Origin of the sequence: Pseudomonas sp. W15Feb34 (assembly GCF_023127765.1) — a bacterium.
GTDB lineage: Bacteria > Pseudomonadota > Gammaproteobacteria > Pseudomonadales > Pseudomonadaceae > Aquipseudomonas > Aquipseudomonas synxantha_A.
This window is the reverse complement of sequence record NZ_SPKN01000023.1, coordinates 34,114-50,276: the sequence shown is the minus strand read 5'-3', so window position 1 is coordinate 50,276 and position 16,163 is coordinate 34,114. Positions and strand designations below refer to the sequence as shown.

18 protein-coding genes, 1 tRNA gene and 1 pseudogene are annotated in these 16,163 nt (G+C 59.2%); 4 read left to right on the top strand and 16 right to left on the bottom strand.

What is annotated here, in order from left to right; all coding sequences use genetic code 11:
* Positions 1 to 32: 32 nt before the first annotated feature.
* The 5 genes from E4O97_RS10095 to E4O97_RS10075 all read right to left on the bottom strand — a co-directional run bounded on the left by E4O97_RS10095 (position 33) and on the right by E4O97_RS10075 (position 2,867).
* On the bottom strand, positions 33 to 449 hold the full coding sequence (locus E4O97_RS10095) for a low affinity iron permease family protein (RefSeq protein WP_103733494.1): 417 nt from the start codon (positions 447 to 449) through the stop codon (positions 33 to 35).
* 101 nt (positions 450 to 550) lie between these two features.
* Positions 551 to 1,051: a methylated-DNA--[protein]-cysteine S-methyltransferase gene (locus E4O97_RS10090; RefSeq protein ID WP_032877289.1), complete on the bottom strand. Its 501-nt coding sequence runs from the start codon at positions 1,049 to 1,051 to the stop codon at positions 551 to 553.
* 139 nt (positions 1,052 to 1,190) lie between these two features.
* A complete protein-coding gene (locus E4O97_RS10085) occupies positions 1,191 to 1,601 on the bottom strand; it encodes a type II toxin-antitoxin system HicB family antitoxin (RefSeq protein WP_032877288.1) in 411 nt (136 codons plus the stop codon).
* Between the two features lie 22 nt (positions 1,602 to 1,623).
* The gene (locus E4O97_RS10080) at positions 1,624 to 1,806 is read right to left on the bottom strand and encodes a type II toxin-antitoxin system HicA family toxin (RefSeq protein WP_078820528.1); all 183 of its coding nucleotides are present in this window, start codon (positions 1,804 to 1,806) and stop codon (positions 1,624 to 1,626) included.
* A gap of 167 nt (positions 1,807 to 1,973) precedes the next feature.
* Positions 1,974 to 2,867: a LysR family transcriptional regulator gene (locus E4O97_RS10075; RefSeq protein WP_248161283.1), complete on the bottom strand. Its 894-nt coding sequence runs from the start codon at positions 2,865 to 2,867 to the stop codon at positions 1,974 to 1,976.
* A gap of 95 nt (positions 2,868 to 2,962) precedes the next feature.
* On the opposite strand from E4O97_RS10075, the pseudogene E4O97_RS10070 reads away from it, so the two are divergent.
* Positions 2,963 to 4,132 (top strand): annotated as a pseudogene (locus tag E4O97_RS10070) (MFS transporter).
* 94 nt (positions 4,133 to 4,226) lie between these two features.
* Here E4O97_RS10070 and E4O97_RS10065 read toward each other — a convergent pair.
* From E4O97_RS10065 to E4O97_RS10050, 4 genes are all read right to left on the bottom strand, one after another.
* A tRNA-Gly gene (locus E4O97_RS10065) sits at positions 4,227 to 4,300 on the bottom strand.
* A gap of 111 nt (positions 4,301 to 4,411) precedes the next feature.
* A complete protein-coding gene (locus tag E4O97_RS10060; RefSeq protein ID WP_005785967.1) occupies positions 4,412 to 5,296 on the bottom strand; it encodes an alpha/beta hydrolase in 885 nt (294 codons plus the stop codon).
* A gap of 304 nt (positions 5,297 to 5,600) precedes the next feature.
* The gene (locus E4O97_RS10055) at positions 5,601 to 6,293 is read right to left on the bottom strand and encodes a pseudouridine synthase (protein ID WP_078820532.1); all 693 of its coding nucleotides are present in this window, start codon (positions 6,291 to 6,293) and stop codon (positions 5,601 to 5,603) included.
* Positions 6,283 to 6,495, bottom strand: a complete 213-nt coding sequence (locus tag E4O97_RS10050; RefSeq protein WP_032877283.1) for a cysteine-rich CWC family protein — start codon at positions 6,493 to 6,495, stop codon at positions 6,283 to 6,285. The genes E4O97_RS10055 and E4O97_RS10050 overlap by 11 nt, the downstream gene beginning before the upstream one ends.
* A 244-nt stretch (positions 6,496 to 6,739) precedes the next feature.
* Here E4O97_RS10050 and E4O97_RS10045 point away from each other — a divergent pair, with 244 nt between their 5' ends.
* On the top strand, positions 6,740 to 7,108 hold the full coding sequence (locus E4O97_RS10045; RefSeq protein WP_078820533.1) for a hypothetical protein: 369 nt from the start codon (positions 6,740 to 6,742) through the stop codon (positions 7,106 to 7,108).
* 156 nt (positions 7,109 to 7,264) lie between these two features.
* Positions 7,265 to 7,717, top strand: coding sequence for a DUF3757 domain-containing protein (locus tag E4O97_RS10040; protein WP_248161281.1), 453 nt, complete (start codon positions 7,265 to 7,267; stop codon positions 7,715 to 7,717).
* Here E4O97_RS10040 and E4O97_RS10035 read toward each other — a convergent pair.
* Positions 7,703 to 8,815 (bottom strand): enoyl-CoA hydratase/isomerase family protein, encoded by a 1,113-nt coding sequence (locus E4O97_RS10035; protein ID WP_248161278.1) that lies wholly within the window; start codon positions 8,813 to 8,815, stop codon positions 7,703 to 7,705. The genes E4O97_RS10040 and E4O97_RS10035 overlap by 15 nt on opposite strands.
* Positions 8,816 to 8,951: 136 nt before the next feature.
* Here E4O97_RS10035 and ung point away from each other — a divergent pair, with 136 nt between their 5' ends.
* Positions 8,952 to 9,644, top strand: coding sequence for a uracil-DNA glycosylase (ung, locus tag E4O97_RS10030; RefSeq protein ID WP_032877279.1), 693 nt, complete (start codon positions 8,952 to 8,954; stop codon positions 9,642 to 9,644).
* A 15-nt stretch (positions 9,645 to 9,659) separates the two neighbouring features.
* On the opposite strand, the gene E4O97_RS10025 is transcribed toward ung, so the two are convergent.
* From E4O97_RS10025 to E4O97_RS10000, 6 genes are all read right to left on the bottom strand, one after another.
* Positions 9,660 to 10,595 carry a YncE family protein gene (locus tag E4O97_RS10025; RefSeq protein ID WP_164699505.1) on the bottom strand — a complete coding sequence of 312 codons (936 nt, stop codon included), beginning with the start codon at positions 10,593 to 10,595 and terminating at the stop codon, positions 9,660 to 9,662.
* Between the two features lie 118 nt (positions 10,596 to 10,713).
* Positions 10,714 to 11,742 carry an AbrB family transcriptional regulator gene (locus E4O97_RS10020; RefSeq protein WP_078820536.1) on the bottom strand — a complete coding sequence of 343 codons (1,029 nt, stop codon included), beginning with the start codon at positions 11,740 to 11,742 and terminating at the stop codon, positions 10,714 to 10,716.
* A complete protein-coding gene (locus E4O97_RS10015; protein ID WP_057701193.1) occupies positions 11,735 to 13,249 on the bottom strand; it encodes a tripartite tricarboxylate transporter permease in 1,515 nt (504 codons plus the stop codon). Before E4O97_RS10015 ends, E4O97_RS10020 begins: the two co-directional genes overlap by 8 nt.
* 1 nt (position 13,250) lies before the next feature.
* Entirely contained in the window at positions 13,251 to 13,709 is a 459-nt protein-coding gene (locus tag E4O97_RS10010) for a tripartite tricarboxylate transporter TctB family protein (RefSeq protein ID WP_078820537.1), read from the bottom strand.
* A 61-nt stretch (positions 13,710 to 13,770) separates the two neighbouring features.
* Positions 13,771 to 14,754, bottom strand: a complete 984-nt coding sequence (locus tag E4O97_RS10005; RefSeq protein ID WP_248161276.1) for a tripartite tricarboxylate transporter substrate binding protein — start codon at positions 14,752 to 14,754, stop codon at positions 13,771 to 13,773.
* Positions 14,755 to 14,801: 47 nt separating this feature from the next.
* The gene (locus E4O97_RS10000) at positions 14,802 to 16,094 is read right to left on the bottom strand and encodes an OprD family porin (protein ID WP_032877274.1); all 1,293 of its coding nucleotides are present in this window, start codon (positions 16,092 to 16,094) and stop codon (positions 14,802 to 14,804) included.
* Between the last annotated feature and the right edge of the window lie 69 nt (positions 16,095 to 16,163).

Here is a 16,163-nt window from a genome sequence, read left to right as displayed (position 1 = left end):
CGGGGGTTGGGGCCTACCCAACCGCCGTTTTTTTATGCCTGGTTCAGGTCTGTCTTGGTCGGCGCAGCGTTGTCAGCGCAACCGTTGTTCAAACTCAGGCTGCTGGTGTTGCCAATGTCGCGGTATTCCTGGCGCAGCTTTTCCAGTTCCTTGCGGTCCAGGCCATCGAGGCTGAGCACGGCATTCTGGGCATCCTTGGATACGCGCAGCAGCTCATCAATCTTGATATGCAGGATATCGTTGTCGCGGTTTTGCGTGTTCTGGATCAGGAACACCATCAGGAACGTGATAATGGTCGTCGAGGTATTGATGATCAGTTGCCAGGTGTCGTTGTAGTGGAAATAGGGTCCGCTCAGGCTCCATATCAGGATCAGTGCGACGGCTGTGTAGAAGGTTCGGGGGCTGCCTGCCCAGCGGGACAGGGTTTGCGAGACCGTGGAGAATTTCATTACCGTTTCCTGTGTGAAGAGGTGATGAATAATTGACCACGGCAGTTCTCTGAAATTTCTTTTAACAAATATCTCGGCAAGCAGTTCAGTCGCCGCCAAAGTCAGAGCGCCAGCTCTGCCTGACCTGCGCCTTCCAGCGCCAGCAAATACTGCTTGGCCTGCAACCCCCCGGCAAATCCGGTCAGCCCGCCTGATGCGCCAATCACCCGGTGGCAGGGGGCGACAATCGAGATCGGATTACGCCCATTCGCCGCACCGACTGCGCGTACAGCCTTGGGGTTGCCGATCTGTTGGGCAATCTGGCTGTAGCTGCGCGTTTCGCCGAAGGGAATTGTCAGCAGAGCCCGCCAAACCTGTTTCTGAAAATCGGTACCGGCGAAATCCAGCTCCAGCTCAAACCGATTGCGCGATCCGGCAAAGTATTCCGTTAACTGGCGTTGGGTTTCCAGCAATACCGGGCTGTCATTGGCCTCGACCAATTCACCCAGGCGCACACGGTTCGCGCGTTCCACTTCCCATAAAATGGCGCTCAGTTTGCCGTTGCGCGCCACCAGGGTCAGTTCTCCGACAGGGGAAGGCATGAGCTTGAATTGGTAAGTCATGAGCGTGCTCCTCGAACAGGCGTTTAATGGGGATGACGCTACTCTATTTCCGCCAGCGGGCCTGGAAACTACGTTTCTTGCGGTCAAATTCTTGTCAGTTGAACGTTGCGGTAAACCCTTCGGTGTTGCTTCGCCGCGATTATCGATCCTGTTGCAATACCTTGAGTGCCGCGGACGCCAGAAACCCCGAGCGGCTTTTTTCTTCCGGGTGATTCAGTACATAGTCATCGATGCGATTCAACAGATACCCCGGCAGGGTGATGTTGAGTTTTTGCGCCTTGCCCAGGTACTTGGTGACGTCGATGTCTACCACCGCCCAGGTGCAGCCTGCGTACTGTGGGTTGGCGGCGTGCAAGGTGACTTTCTGGGCACTGGGGATCGGCGCGCCATCTTCTGCAAGGATCTCGAAGTGCCCCTCGATGGCTTCGCGGGCCATGGCCATGGCGTCGTCCAGGTCATCGCCGGCGGAATAGCACCCGGGAATATCCGGGACTTCCACGCCCCAGGCGTGGTCCTCGTCGCCCGTTGAAATTGCGATGGGATAAAGCATGTGTGTTGCCCTCCAGGGACGGTTAACTCAGCAGAGCCTGTTTCAAAATGCTCTTGGCGGTTTTATCCAGCAGGTCCTTTTTTGGATGAGGAATCGTGACCAGACCGGGCTTTGTCCGGTGCTTGAAGTGATGATGACTGCCCCTGATGCGCACCAGATACCAACCGTCTGCAACGATGTTACCTATCAAATAGCGGCTATCCACATCACCTCCTTGTGGTGTGTGTTGGTGGTGACTATAACTACTGAAAAAAAATTATCAACACTCTACCTACCGATGGTCGATGTCCGGTATTTCGGTAGCGGTTGAAGGAAGTGTATGGCGGCGCTGGAATGGCGCCGCCGAGACGTATTGCGGGATTTTTCGCGGTATTACGGGATGTGTAATGCCTGTTCAAGTACACCAATAAATGCGTCCACTAATACGCCTCTTCCTGATGTCGTGGTAAGTACCAATAACTGCGCACATGCGTCCACTTCCTGCAGCGGTCGATACGTCACGCCTTTGTTCATCAAGCTCTGGGTACATTCCGGGACCAGCGCAACGCCTTGCCCGGCTGCCACCAAGGCAATGATCGAAGTGATCTGTCGCCCGGTCGGCCCAGGGCGCAGGGGCTGGCCGTGGTGTCGGTAAAGTTGCTCGATGGACTGGTTCAAGCCAGACCCGTAATCGGCCGGAAACAGAATCAGCGGATAAGTGCTGAGTTGCGCCACGCCGAGCATCGTTTGGCTGGCCAATGGGCTGTCGCTGGAGACGGCGGCCACCAACCGCTCCTCACCCAGCGATAACGCCTGGACATCGGCGCTTTGCGGCATCAGGCGGCTCAAGCCGATATCCAGGCGTCCGTCCGCCACCTGGGCGCCCAGGCTGCCGGAGGCGCATTCCACCAGGGTCAACTGCACATCGGGAAAGCGCTGGGCGAATGCCTGGATCGCCTGGCTGAACAGGTCCGACAGCGCGATTGAACTGGCATATCCCAGTGCCAGTTGGCCCACAGTGCCGGCGGCCAATTTACGCGCGATCACTTGCGCCAGTTCTACTTGCTCCAACACACCGCGGGCATAGGGCAGGAACGAACGTCCCTGAGCGGTGAGGGTGACCGTGCGGCTGGTGCGGTCAAACAGCTTGAACCCCAACTCTGCCTCCAGCGCAGAAATCTGCCGAGTCAGCGGCGGTTGGGCCAGATGCAGGCGAAGTGCCGCACGGCCGAAGTGCAGTTCTTCAGCGACCGTCAGAAAGTAACGCAGCTTGCGTAGGTCGAGCATCCTGATCCTTGGGTATCAATCGGTCGGAATTCGGTATTGGTTAAAGGCACGCCGGCCATTCTATAAAGGCCGCACAAAATAAAACGAGAGGTTTCATGAAACCGCGCCTGCATTGTGCCCGCCTTGCCCTGTTCCTGTGTGGCTGCGCGGCGTTCCTCAACCTCTACGCCACCCAGAGCATCCTGCAGGTGTTTGCGGCGCAGTTCGACATCAGCGCCAAGGCTGCCGGCTGGAGCATTACCGTGACCACGCTGGCGGTGGCGATCACTGCGCCATTTGTCAGCCACCTGACCCGACGCTTCGAGCAACGCACGGTGATAAGCCTGGCGGCGCTGTTGCTGGCGGGGCCGGCGTTGATGACGGCTTATGCTGACAGCTTCGCCGGAGTGTTGGTCTGGCGCTTTGTCGAGGGCATGCTGATCCCCATAGTGTTTGCCACGAGCGTGGCTTACATCGGCGATCGCTGGAGCGGTGGCACGGTGACTGAAGTCACCAGCCTGTATGTGGCGGGTACCGTGCTGGGTGGGTTCGCCGGGCGGTTCGTCACCGGAGTGGTGACCGAGTACGTGGGCTGGCGCGAAGCGTTTGAGTGGCTGGCCGTGTTGAGCTTGATGGTCGGCGGTTTTATCCAGTTTCTGCTGCCCGCCAATCGCCCGCGGGCGAAGCTGGCCAAGGCGGCTTGGTCAGGTGTTTTACGCACGCCGCTGATGGCTGCGTATGCCGTAGGTTTTTGCGTGTTATTTTCACAGGTCGCCGCCTTCACCTACGCAGGTTAGTACCTTGGCCTACCGCCTTTCAACCTCGGGCCTGCGGCCTTGGGAGCGCTGTACACCGTATTTCTGTTGGCGCTGATCGTGATACCCATCGCCGGCCGCCTCAGCAAAGCCCGCCCACAGGCAGAACTGCTGAGCATCGCCGCGGTGCTGGGCGTTTGTGGTTCGGCCCTGACCCTGGTGCCTTCCCTGGGGTGCATCGTGGTAGGCCTGGCCTTCAGCTCCACCGGCGTGTTCCTCGCCCAAGCCGCTGCCAATGCCTTCATCACCGCCAACGCTGGCGACAGCAAAGCAAGAGTAGTGGGGGTCTACCTGACCTGTTACTACCTGGGCGGTAGCTGCGGAGCTATCGTGCCGGCGCTGATTTGGGAGCGCTGGGGCTGGGCCGGGTGTGTGGGGCTGATCATCGGTTTGCAACTGCTGACCCTGTTGATCGCGTTGGTGGGCTGGAAGCCTGTCAAACCCGAACGGGTCAGTGCACAACGTTCTTGAATCTCAAATCCCAGGCATAAAAAAACCGGTCACCAGGGACCGGTTTCTATGCATCCTTCGCCAGATTTAGCCTGACGCAGGTGCCACTTTCAAGTGGAGCGGGTAGAGGGAATCGAACCCTCAACTAAAGCTTGGGAAGCTTTCGTTTTGCCACTAAACTATACCCGCTCAGAGCGGCTGACTTTGTACCAGATGTTCGCCGCAATTTGAAGTTTTTCTTTGAAAAATGTGTGGGTTGCGTGTGGCGAGGGCGCTTGTTCGCCGTCGCTAGTCTCCATTTCAAAGGGTAGCTGCATGCTGCGTCTGCCCCTGGTGATATCGCAGCCGGCTCACCTGTCGCTCTGGTTTCAAGAAGCCCACCACTGCCTCACGGCTATCCCGGCACGCCGCTTTGTGCTCCATATCCAGAAAGTGCCCCGTGGCCTGGATGGTGCTGAAGCTGCTCTTGGCCACATGCTGGCCAAACAGCCTGGCATCCTCGGCGCTGGTGTATTCGTCCCATTCGCCGTTCAAGAACAACACCGGAATGTCGATCTGTTTGGCCGCCCTGAGGTAGCACAGCCGGTCGCTGTTGAGTACGTGGCTGATGTGAAAGTGCATCTGCCCATATTCGTGCTCGGCCAGGTTGCTGACGTGGCGGTAGTTGAAGCGCTTGAACAGCGACGGCAGATGCTTGCCGATGGTGCTGTTGACCAGGTGGCCGACGCGGTCGCGGTCGAGGTTGCCGAGGTAGTCGACACCGCGCTCAAGGTAATCGCGCATCGGCGCATTGATCACTGGCGAGAATGAGCTGATCACGGCTTTTTCCACACGTCGAGGCCGGTGTGCAAGCGCGACCAGCGTGGCGGCACCGCCCCACGAAAAGGACAGCACATGCTCTGCGGCGAAGTGATCGAGCAGTTCCAGGAGAATCTGACCCTCAACTTCCTTTGTCAGCATCTGCTCATGGCGGTTATGGATTTTGGAACGGCCGGCGTAAGGCTGGTCGTACAAAACCACATTGAATTGCGGGTACAGGCTTTTCACGGTTTGAGCGAAGGACGCCGTGGTCGCCATGGAGCCGTTGACCAGGACGATGGTCTTTTCAGCCGCGTCCGCGCGATAGAACTCCGTGTACACCCGATACTGACCCTGTATATCCAGCACAGCGATTTCTGGCCTCATGTCGTAAGACTCCTGGCAAGCGGGTAGTGCGCGCAGATCACTCTGCACGAGCTTTGTGACAGGTAGGCATACGCCTTGAAATGAGGGCCCATGTCGGTCCGATGACGGCTGGCCGGCGGGTATTGTTATGAAGGGCGGTTTGCCGGGATGGCCCGCAGATCAAGCGCGGGCGAGGCAAGGTGTTTCTTGGAGATTATAGGGCGACTCATCAGTCATGATGTGGCGCAAGCCCTGAGTCAAGCAGCACAACCGGCAGGCCGCAAGTTGAACGGCCGGATTTTTGCCGGCGCTGGCCGAACGGTCGTCAGACCTGTCGGATTTCGTCGTCGGTCAATGGCCGGTATTGGCCCGGCGCAAGGCTTTTATCCAGAGCCAAGGGGCCCATCCGCTCGCGATGCAGGCCGGTCACCTTATTGTCGAAATGGCCAAACATCCGCTTCACTTGGTGATAGCGGCCTTCGATGATGCTCAAGCGCGCTGTCCTTGGGCCCAGCAACTCAAGTTCGGCAGGTTGGGTGGTGAGATCTTCGAAAGCGAAATACACACCCTCGGCAAAAGTCACCGCGTACTGTGCACCGATGTCCTGCTCGGTTTCCACGCGGTAAACCTTGGGCAACTTGGTCTGTGGTTGCGTCAGGCGCCGCGACCACTGGCCGTCGTTGGTAATCAGCATCAGGCCGGTGGTATTGAAATCCAGGCGACCGGCGATATGCAGCTCGGCCTTGTCTGGTACATCCAGCAAGTCCAGGACAGTGGGGTGTTGCGGGTCCGATGTGGCACTCACGCAGCCCTGGGGTTTGTGCAGCATGAAATAGCGCGCCGGTTTGCCTGCCTGCAGTACTTCACCGTCAACGCAGACATGGCTGAATTCGCGCACTGGATGATGAGGGTCGCTGATCTCGACCCCGTCGACGGTCACCCGGCGCCCCGCCAGCAGCAGGCGCACTTGCTGGCGATTGAACTGCGCCAGGTTGCTGAGGAAACGATCAACGCGCATTGCGGTTACGCAACTGTTCGTCCGCCTGGGCACAGCGCGGGCACAGGCAGGCTTTATTGCGCAGTTCATCGGACAAGGCTTCAAGCACCGCCGGATCGATGGTTACGCTGAAGCACCAGCAGGGCTGGTCGGCGGTACGCGGATCGGCCAGGGTGCAGTCGTTGCGAGCGCCGCAGGCAGGGCAAAGGGTGGGTGTGGTCATCGGTCGGTTCAGGCAGGAATCGGGCAGGGGCGCACAAGTCCTTGCACGATACAGCGCCGCTGAGTCCGGTTCCATCGCCGCGTCCTGAAGGCGAGCATTCACTTCGTCTGAAACAGATGTTTCGACTTGTGTCGTAGGCGCACCAGATTCGGTTTTTGATGTCAGATATTTCGTCATTCAGTGAAGGCTGAATGCCGCTCTCCAGCGTCGCTGGAGGAGCTCTTCCGCGGTCCAGGAGGCCGCCATGTATAGACGACTGCTGCTTATCGCTTTGCTCGGCCTGACCTTGTCAGCTTGTGTGCCCTACTACGATGGAGGCGCCACTTACTATCGCTCCGAAGTCTATACCGCACCGGCGCCCGCCTATTATTACGGCGGCCCGCGTTATTCTCCCTATGGGCGCAGTTATTACACCCCAGCGCCTCGCTACTATGCACCACAACCTCGCTATTATTCGGCGCCGCGTTATTACCAGCCGGCCCCGCGTTATTACCCAAGGGCGGGTTACCGACCTTACTCCAATCAAGGGTGGGGTAATCGCTGGGGCAACGGCGGGCATGGCGGGCATGGGCGTGGTTCCGATCACGGAGGTGGCCGCGGCGGTCATCGTTAAATATCTTGAAAAACAAGCGGCGCATCAAGCGCCGTTTTTTATAGGTACCGTATGTCCGTACTGTCAGATTTAACAGCTATCTTTGAGGCGATAGCTGTATTTCACTAGCGAAAAGCCCTGCGCTTTGCGTGGTGAAACTGAGCAGATGGAATCCCTATGTTCAAACAACTTATTTGCGTGCTCCTGCTGACGAGCTGCATCGTTGCATCGGCCATAGCGGAGCAAGGCTGTCCTTACCCGGTGCAGGTCTTGTATGTCGACGGGCATTATCGCGTCGAGGATAACGGCCTGCGGTGGCAAAGCCCGAAGGTCAAGTATCGGGGCCTTATCGACGGATTCATCGGCGCGGTCTTCATACCGGGTGAGGACGAGCAGAGGGAAAACGGCTACATGGATAAGTGCATCTACCGCACCGGTTGGGACGGGGTTGTAGCGCTGAGGCCCTACAAGGACAGTAAAATTATCAACATGTCATTGACCAGCACCTTGTATTGGGAACTGCGGCCCGGCGCGTTCACACTGCCGGTATATACCTGCACGGACAGCCAGCCGGACAACTGCGCTTTCAACGTCAACGACAAGCGAACGGACCTGTCAGTAGTCAGATAAATCCGCCAGAGGATTCCTACCTTCCCATGCCTTGCTGAAATGCGCGTGCACCACCGCTTCCGGAAGGGTATTGATATCCGGCCAATGCCAATGAGGTGTCTGGTCCTTGTCGATCAGGCGTGCTCGAACACCTTCGGCGAACTCTGGATGACGGCAGCAATTGAGGCTCATGGTGTACTCCATCTGAAACACCTGTGCCAGGGATAGATGACGGGCACGCTGAATCTGCTCCCACACCAGGTGTGCCGTCAGCGGGCAGCCTTCACTGAGGGTTTTACCCGCGCGGGCCAAGAGCGGATCGCTGTGATCACGCAACAGGCTCAATGCACGCCAGGCACACCGTATATCACCCACATCCAGCCATTCGTCGATCAGCCCACGGCGCGGCAACCATTGCGCTTCGGGTTGGTGGCCGACCGCTTCCTGGGAAAGGGCCTTGAGCAAACTGTTGAGCTGCATTGCGGCCTGTTCCTGCCAGTTCAGTTGCAGCAAACCGTCAAGCAGCTCGTCTTGCTGGTCATCACGCAGGAAGCGGTCAGCCAGGCCCAGTTCCAGGGCATCGCGGCCGTTGACATGAGTACCGGTAAGGCCCAGGAACAAACCGAGCTTGCCCGGCAGGCGAGACAGAAACCAGCTGGCACCTACATCCGGGTACAACCCGATGCTGATCTCGGGCATGGCCAGGCGACTGCTCGGCGTAACAATACGTACCGAGGCACTTTGCAACAAACCCATGCCACCGCCCAATACATAGCCGTGGCCCCAGCAAATCAGCGGCTTGGGGTAGGTATGCAAGCGGTAGTCGAGGCGATATTCGGCAGCAAAAAACTGCGCGGCCAGGGCCGGTACTTTGCCGGGTTGTTCACGGCACTCCTGAGCCAGGCTGCGCACTTCACCCCCAGCGCAAAAGGCTTTTGGCCCGTTGCCGCGCAACAACACACAGGCGATTTGCGGGTCGTTGGCCCAGGCATCCAGGCGTTCTGCCAACGCCAGAATCATGGGCAGGGAGAGGGCGTTGAGGGATTTTTGAGCGTCCAGGCTGGCGATGCCTATGCGCGCACCGCCGTTGCCGGCCAGTTCTTCGAAGTGCAGGTTCATTGTGACCTCAATCGAGAAGGTGAAGGATGAGTATGATCCCTTCGTGGGAAAGTGCCGGTGGTGTGTCAGATCAATTGACAAGCGGGGTCGGCTTTCCTAGGGTTCGCCTCATTCTTTTTTACAAGACAATTCAACTATGACCGATGGCGACCGTATCAAACTCGAACCCAGCTGGAAACACGCCTTGCGCGATGAGTTCGAGAAGTCCTACATGGCCCAGTTGCGCGAATTCCTGCGCCAGGAACATGCCGCCGGCAAAGAGATCTACCCGCCCGGTCCGTTGATTTTCAACGCTCTCAATTCAACGCCCCTGGACAAGGTCAAGGTCGTGATCCTCGGCCAGGACCCCTACCACGGTCCCGGCCAGGCCCATGGCCTGTGCTTTTCGGTACAACCGGGGGTGCCGGCGCCGCCGTCGCTGGTCAATATCTATAAAGAGCTCAAGCGCGACCTGAACATCGACATCCCCAACCACGGCTACCTGCAAAGCTGGGCCGATCAGGGCGTGCTGATGCTCAACACCACCATGACCGTGGAGCGCGCCAACGCCAACGCCCATGCGGGCAAGGGCTGGCAGTTCTTCACCGATCGGATTATCGAGGTAGTCAGCGAGCATCAGCCGCACCTGGTGTTCCTGCTGTGGGGCGCTCATGCTCAAAGCAAGCAGAAGCTGATCGATGCCACCAAGCATCTGGTGCTGACGTCGGTGCATCCGTCGCCGTTGTCGGCGTATCGCGGGTTTCTGGGCTGCGGGCATTTCAGCCGGGCTAACAAGTTTCTTGAACAGAATGGCGAGGCACCGATCGAGTGGCGGCTGCCGCCACTCTGAACCGGACGACCATGGCTACAGACGGACTTGCGACACTGTGCTATTGCCAATATTGGCCACGTAGGCGGTTCGGCCGTTGGGTGTCACGACGATGCCCCGCGGTTTGTTGAAGCCTGTGAGGGTGTCCGTTACGGTTTGTGTGCGGGTGTGGAGGATACTCACGCGATCGCCATCGGTTTCCGTGATGTAGGCGAATTCGAGCATCGTATGAAATGCCACCTGATAGGGGCCTAGCAAACCGTCCAGTATGGTACTGACCTGTGCGGCGGAGGTATTGCCGATATAGACCTCACCACGGTCCTGGTAGGTGATGTAGACACGTGCGTTGAAGCGAGCGTGAGCAATGGAGGTAGGTTGACCGGCAACGGTATTGGTTTGGGTCACAACCCTGTTGGTCCCCAGGTGGATGCTGGTCCACCCATCCAAATCCGAGGCAAGGTGTAAACGGGCGTTGCCGGGTGCTATCGCTATCTCTCGAGGGTAACGCACTGGGGTGGTGGCGATTCGCTGATGATTGGCGGTATCGATCACCACCACTTCCGATGCGGCGTGGTCGGCGACGTACAAGCGTGCTCCGGTAGAATTCAAGGCCAAACCATTGATGGCAGTAAACCCCCTGATCTGGTCACTGACGGTATCGGTCAAGGTGTCTATCACTGTGATCGGCGTATTGCTGGCCTGGCTGTTATCGCTGGCGTAAAGGCGCGGGGCCGTGGGGTGCATGGCCAGCCAAATGGGGGATCCCACATTGGTGATGGTCCTGACGACGCTAAAGTTCGCTGTGTCGATGACAGTAATGCCTTGTGGCAATGTGGAGCTTGCGACATACAGACGCGTTCCATCCCCATTGAGTACAAGGCGATTGGGGGAACCATGGACGGTAATCGTATTGACGATTGCGGCGGGTTCTTCATTCTCGTTTTCGAGCGTTGTTTCGGTTGGGGTCACCACGATTGCGCTCCTCAAAGGGAAGTCGCGCCATGGAACACCTGATAAGGTGAGCTTGGCTAGCTGTGAAGAGTGCCAGTTCAGACAAACGGTCGTGGCCCCTGAGGGGCCACTTCCAGAGTTAAGATTGGCGGTTCCAGTGCCTGAACAACGGCTCTGCCAAAAACAGCACAAACAGCAGACGCATCACCTGCATTGCTGTCACCAACGGCACCGACAATTGCAGGGTCTCTGCCGTCAGGCTCATCTCGGCAATGCCGCCAGGCATCATGCCCAACGTCAGTGAGCGCAGGTCCAGGTGGGTCAGCGCACTCAACCCTACCGCTGCCAACGTGGCGAGCGCCATGGTCAAGGCCGTGCCAATCAAGGTGCGGCCCATGAACGCCGGGGCGCTGCGGAAGAACTGCCGATTGAAGTGGCAGCCCAAACCGCTGCCGATCAGCCATTGGCCGATCTGGCTGCCGCCGTCGGGTAGGCCGATGTGCAAGTCCCACGTCACACTGGCGATGGCGCTCACCAGCAACGGCCCGAACAGCCAGGGATTGGGTTGGCGCAAACGCTGCCAGCCCCAGGCCACCAGCGCACCTACCGGGAACAGCAGGGCCAGCCAGGCCCAGTCCACAGGCGCCGGGTGAAACTGCGGTGCACCGCCGCCCAGCAAATACTTGAAGATCGCCGGCACACACAACACCACCACCAGCACACGCAGGCTTTGCCCTGCCGCCACCCGGCTGAGTACCGCACCATTGCGGGCGCCCAGGTTGACCATCTCCCCGGAGCCGCCCGGCATACTCGAGAAAAACGCCGTGGCGCGGTCTTCACCGCTGCGGCGCATCAGCCACACACCCACCACGCTCGACAAACTGGTGACCAGCGCCCCGAAGAAGATCAGGCCGAAGTGGCTCATCACCTGTTCGATCACCACGGGCGTGAAGTGCAGGCCGATGCCGATGCCCACCACCCATTGGCCGCACTTGCGCCCGCCGGGAATCTCCGCCAATTGCCAGGGCGTGAGGCAGCGAACCAGGATGATCGCCAGCAACGCGCCGACCATATACGGCAAAGGCCAGCCGACGAGGCTGGCCAGGTAACCGCCGGCCAGGCCGACCAGCGGTGTTCCCCACCAATGTTTGAAGGTGACTTCAGACATCGGCTACGGCACGGCGCTGCAAGGAGCGCTTGCGCCAGATACGCAGCAATGGCACGAGCAGCATGATGGCGGTCAGTACCCATACACCGAAGGTGATCGGGCTCGACCACAGGATCTCCAGCGCGCCATTGGAAATCGACAATGCGCGACGCAGGTTCTGCTCCATCAGACCACCGAGGATAAAGCCCAGCAGCAACGGCGACAGTGGGAAGTCCAGCTTGCGCAGGATGTAGCCGAAGATGCCGATGGCGATCATCAGGAACAGATCGAAGGTGGTGGCATGGACGGCGTACACGCCAATCGCGGTGATGATAGCGATCACCGGTACCAGCGCCCAGTTCGGCACGGCAAGGATGCGCGTGAAGATACGGATCATCGGGATGTTGAGGACCACCAGCATGATGTTGGCAATAAACAACGAGGCGATCAGGCCCCAGACGATATCAGGTTGCTGTTGAAACAGCAGCGGACCGGGGGTGATGTTGTACAGCGACAGCGCGCCGATCATCACGGCCGTGGTACCCGAGCCGGGAACGCCGAGGGTCAGCATCGGCACCATGGCGCCGCAGACAGAAGCGCCGATGGCGGTTTCCGGTGCGGCCAGGCCGCGCATGTCGCCTTGGCCGAATTTGCCGCTGGCGCCGGCGATACGTTTTTCGGTCATGTAGGCCACGGCCGAGGCCATGGTCGCGCCGGCACCGGGCAACACGCCGATGATAAAGCCCGACACCCCGCAACGCAGGTTCACGGTCAACACCGACAAGGCTTCCTTGACGTTAAACATCATGCGCCCGGTGGCTTTCACCGCTTCCTGGCCGCGGTGAGTTTTCTCCAGCAGCAGCAGGATTTCACTGATGGAGAACAGGCCCAGCACCAGCACCACGAACTGGATGCCGTCGGTCAGGTGAATATTGTCGCCGGTAAAGCGGTACACACCACTGTTGGCGTCGATGCCCACGCAGGCAAGGAACAGGCCGATCAGCGCCGACACAAAGGTTTTCAGTGGTTTGTCACCGGCCATGCCGCCCAGGCAGACAATCGCAAATACCATCAACACGAAGTATTCCGCCGGCCCAAAGGCAATTGCCCATTTGGCCAGCAGCGGGGCGAACAGCACCATGCCGCAGGTGGCGATAAAAGCACCAATGAACGAGCTCCAGGCAGACAGCGACAACGCCACGCCGGCCATACCTTTACGAGCCATCGGGTAGCCGTCGAGGGTGGTCATCACGGTGGAGGCTTCGCCCGGGATATTAAGCAGGATCGAGCTGATCCGGCCGCCGTATTCACAACCCAGGTACACGGCTGCCAGCAGGATCAGCGCTGACTCGGGCGGCAGGCCCAGGGCAAACGCGATGGGGATCAACAGTGCCACACCGTTGATCGGTCCCAGGCCCGGCAGCAGGCCGACCACGGTGCCGATCAGGGTGCCGCACAATGCGGTTACCAGGTTGTAGGGGCTCAGCGCGACGCCGAAACCCTGGCCCAAATAGCCAAAAGTATCCATATCAGTTCTCCAGAACGTCGAGCAGACCGAGGGGCAGTGGCACATCCATGGTTTTATCGAACAACAGATAAAGACCGATGCTCATCAAGGTGATGATGACCACGCTGTGCAACCAGCGGCCGCCATACAGCCGCGCCATCGGAATACCGATCAGCATGCTGCTGAGAATGAAACCCAGGGATTCGAAAGTGCTGGCAAACACCAGCAGCAAAGCCACGCAAATCCCGATTTTGATCAGGGTCGGGCGGTCCAAAGCTGGCTCATCGTCGGTGTGCTTGGTCGGTTGCGGACGAATCAGCATGTAGATCAGCGCCAGGCCCATCAGCCCAATCAGCAGCAGGGGGAAAGCCCGAGGCCCTACCGGTTCGTAGGAAAAGGCCGCCTGATACGGCCAGGCCATCAATGCCAGGCCGATACAGGCCAATAACATCACGGCAGCGAAAATGCGTTGAAAGAGCATGGAAAACTCCTGGGCCACGCCCTCGATGCGTGAAGGCGTGGCCGCGCGAACAGGTAGGCAATTACTGGATCAGGCCGAACTCTTTGGCCAATACTTTGTAGTCGGCCACCTGTTTCTTCACGTAGGTGTCCAGTTCCGGGCCGGTCATGGCGAACGGGAACAGCTCGCGTTGGTCACGCAGCTTGGCGAAGTCCTCGGATGCCAGCAGTTTGTCGAACGCGTCTTTCCACCAGGCATAGTCGGCATCGCTGACTTTTGGCCCAAGGTAGAAACCGCGTACCACCGGCCAGACGATGTCGTAGCCTTGCTCCTTGGCCGTCGGAATATCTTTCATTTCCGGCTCGTCCAGGCGCTTTTCAGCGAACACGGCCAGTAGGCGCATATCGCCGCTTTGGATGTGTGGCATGGAGTCGGAAATGTCGGTACTGCCTACCTGGATATGGCCGCCCAGCAGCGCCGTGGCGATTTCGCCGCCACCTTCGAGCGCCACATAACGCAGGTCACGCGGGTTGATGCCGGCGGCCTTGGCGATCAGTGCGGTTTGCATCCAGTCCTGGCTGCCGACGGTGCCACCGGAACCAATCACCACCTTGCTCGGATCTTTCTTCAACGCCTGGACCAGATCGTCGAGGGTCTTGTAGGGCGAGTCGCTTTTCACCGCGATGGCGCCGTAGCTGGTGCCCACCGCCGCCAGCCAGCGCACGTTGGTTTCGTCGAAGCGACCGAACTTGCCTTGGGCCAGGTTCAACAGCGAACCACTGGACCAGGCCACCAAAGTGCCTGCGTCCGCAGGGCGCTGGGCAACCACTGCGTTGTAGGCCACCGCGCCAACGCCGCCGGGCATGTAGGTCACACGCATCGGCTTGCTCAGCAGCTTCTGGTTGACCAGCGCGCTTTGCGCCAGCTTGCAGGTCAGGTCGAAACCGCCGCCAGGTGAGGCCGGGGCGATGCATTCCGGGCGCTTGGGTTCGTCAGCGGCCAGCAGTTGGCCGGCGAACAGCAGGCAGCCGGCGGCGAGGGCAAATTTACGCACTGAAGGGTTCATGGTTATCTCCATCGTTGTTGTTATAAGGTTTTAGTACCAACGCACATTTACCAAAGGGCAATGCTATAGCTGACCAGCAAGCGCATTTCATCCGCATCGCGGGCTGAATAGTTGGAGCGGTAGGTCGCGTTACGCAGGCGCACGGCCACATCCTTGAACGTGCCGCTTTGCACCACGTACTTGATCTCGCTGTTGCGCTCCCACTCTTTGCCCGTTTGGCCGTTCTTGAGCTTGATGTTGTCGCCCGACAGGTAACGGCTCATGAAACTCAGGCCTGGAATCCCCAGCTTGGCGAAGTCGTAGTCGTAGCGTGCCTGCCAGGAGCGTTCTTCGGCGCCGGCAAAGTCGTTGATCTGTACGAAGTTGACCAGGTACGGGTCGCTGCCATCCACATACGGAAAGGCGCTGTCGCCGGACATGTGCTGGTAGCCGGCGCTGAGCTTATGGCCATTGAGGGCATAGCTGAACAGGCCGTTGAGGGATGTGTTGTCGATATTGCCGCCGCGGGCGCTACCGGTGTCGTCACTGATGGCCATGCGCAGGTCGGCGGCAAACGTGCCGGGGCCCATCGGGCGCGCGGCGACCAGGCCGAGGAAATGCTGGCGGTACACGTCATCGAGTTGGGCGAAGTGATAGCTGCCGGTGATTTTGTCGGCGAACTTGTAGTCCACGCCGCCGAAGTTGAAGTGCTTGCCGGTGGCGCCACTGAGGAAGCGGCTGTTCTTGTTATTGAGCGCAATATCTTCGTAATTGGTGTCGTCGCGGTCCTTGGCCTTATCCAGGCGGCCACCAGTGAACACAAGGTTCTTGAATTCCTTGGACGTCAGCAGGCCACCGTTGAAGGTCTGCGGCAGGATGCGACCGTCGTTGGGCTTGAGGATTGGCAATTCGGGTATCAGCGCGCCGATCTTCAGCTCGGTGGCGGAGATTTTCACTTTGCCGGTCAGGCCCAGCTTGGAGTACTCATTGGCGGCACGGCCGTCGTCGTGGGTCGGCAGCAGGCCGGTGCCGGTGCGGTCGGGGCTGGAGTCGAGCTTGATGCCGAGCATACCCAGCGCATCCACGCCAAAACCGACAGTGCCGTCGGTGTAGCCCGATTGCAGGTTGAGCATGAAACCCTGGGCCCATTCGTCGCGTTTGGATTGCTGCGCACGGGTACCGTCGCGAAAGTCGCGGTTGAAGTACATGTTGCGGGTTTCCAGGGTCGCGGTACTGTCTTCGAAGAAGGCAGCCTGGCTTAGCGGCGAAAAGCCGGCGAGGGCGCAAGCACTGGCGAGAGCGGTGTGGCTCAGACGGCAAGAACGAACAGGCGTGCAAGCCTGGGGCTGTGTCGACAGCATCGTGATGGACTCCGTTATTGTTCTTATTTTTGGCGAAAACGCTTCGAGGCGTTTTTCGGGCGCTACGGG

Bases quoted from the DNA above. Each gene is read 5' to 3' on its own strand.
- E4O97_RS10095 (WP_103733494.1), bottom strand. From the start codon at position 449: ATGAAATTCTCCACGGTCTCGCAAACCCTGTCCCGCTGGGCAGGCAGC.
- E4O97_RS10090 (WP_032877289.1), bottom strand. From the start codon at position 1,051: ATGACTTACCAATTCAAGCTCATGCCTTCCCCTGTCGGAGAACTGACC.
- E4O97_RS10085 (WP_032877288.1), bottom strand. From the start codon at position 1,601: ATGCTTTATCCCATCGCAATTTCAACGGGCGACGAGGACCACGCCTGG.
- E4O97_RS10075 (WP_248161283.1), bottom strand. From the start codon at position 2,867: ATGCTCGACCTACGCAAGCTGCGTTACTTTCTGACGGTCGCTGAAGAA.
- E4O97_RS10060 (WP_005785967.1), bottom strand. From the start codon at position 5,296: ATGAGGCCAGAAATCGCTGTGCTGGATATACAGGGTCAGTATCGGGTG.
- E4O97_RS10055 (WP_078820532.1), bottom strand. From the start codon at position 6,293: ATGCGCGTTGATCGTTTCCTCAGCAACCTGGCGCAGTTCAATCGCCAG.
- E4O97_RS10050 (WP_032877283.1), bottom strand. From the start codon at position 6,495: ATGACCACACCCACCCTTTGCCCTGCCTGCGGCGCTCGCAACGACTGC.
- E4O97_RS10045 (WP_078820533.1), top strand. From the start codon at position 6,740: ATGTATAGACGACTGCTGCTTATCGCTTTGCTCGGCCTGACCTTGTCA.
- E4O97_RS10040 (WP_248161281.1), top strand. From the start codon at position 7,265: ATGTTCAAACAACTTATTTGCGTGCTCCTGCTGACGAGCTGCATCGTT.
- E4O97_RS10035 (WP_248161278.1), bottom strand. From the start codon at position 8,815: ATGAACCTGCACTTCGAAGAACTGGCCGGCAACGGCGGTGCGCGCATA.
- ung (WP_032877279.1), top strand. From the start codon at position 8,952: ATGACCGATGGCGACCGTATCAAACTCGAACCCAGCTGGAAACACGCC.
- E4O97_RS10020 (WP_078820536.1), bottom strand. From the start codon at position 11,742: ATGTCTGAAGTCACCTTCAAACATTGGTGGGGAACACCGCTGGTCGGC.
- E4O97_RS10015 (WP_057701193.1), bottom strand. From the start codon at position 13,249: ATGGATACTTTTGGCTATTTGGGCCAGGGTTTCGGCGTCGCGCTGAGC.
- E4O97_RS10010 (WP_078820537.1), bottom strand. From the start codon at position 13,709: ATGCTCTTTCAACGCATTTTCGCTGCCGTGATGTTATTGGCCTGTATC.
- E4O97_RS10005 (WP_248161276.1), bottom strand. From the start codon at position 14,754: ATGAACCCTTCAGTGCGTAAATTTGCCCTCGCCGCCGGCTGCCTGCTG.
- E4O97_RS10000 (WP_032877274.1), bottom strand. From the start codon at position 16,094: ATGCTGTCGACACAGCCCCAGGCTTGCACGCCTGTTCGTTCTTGCCGT.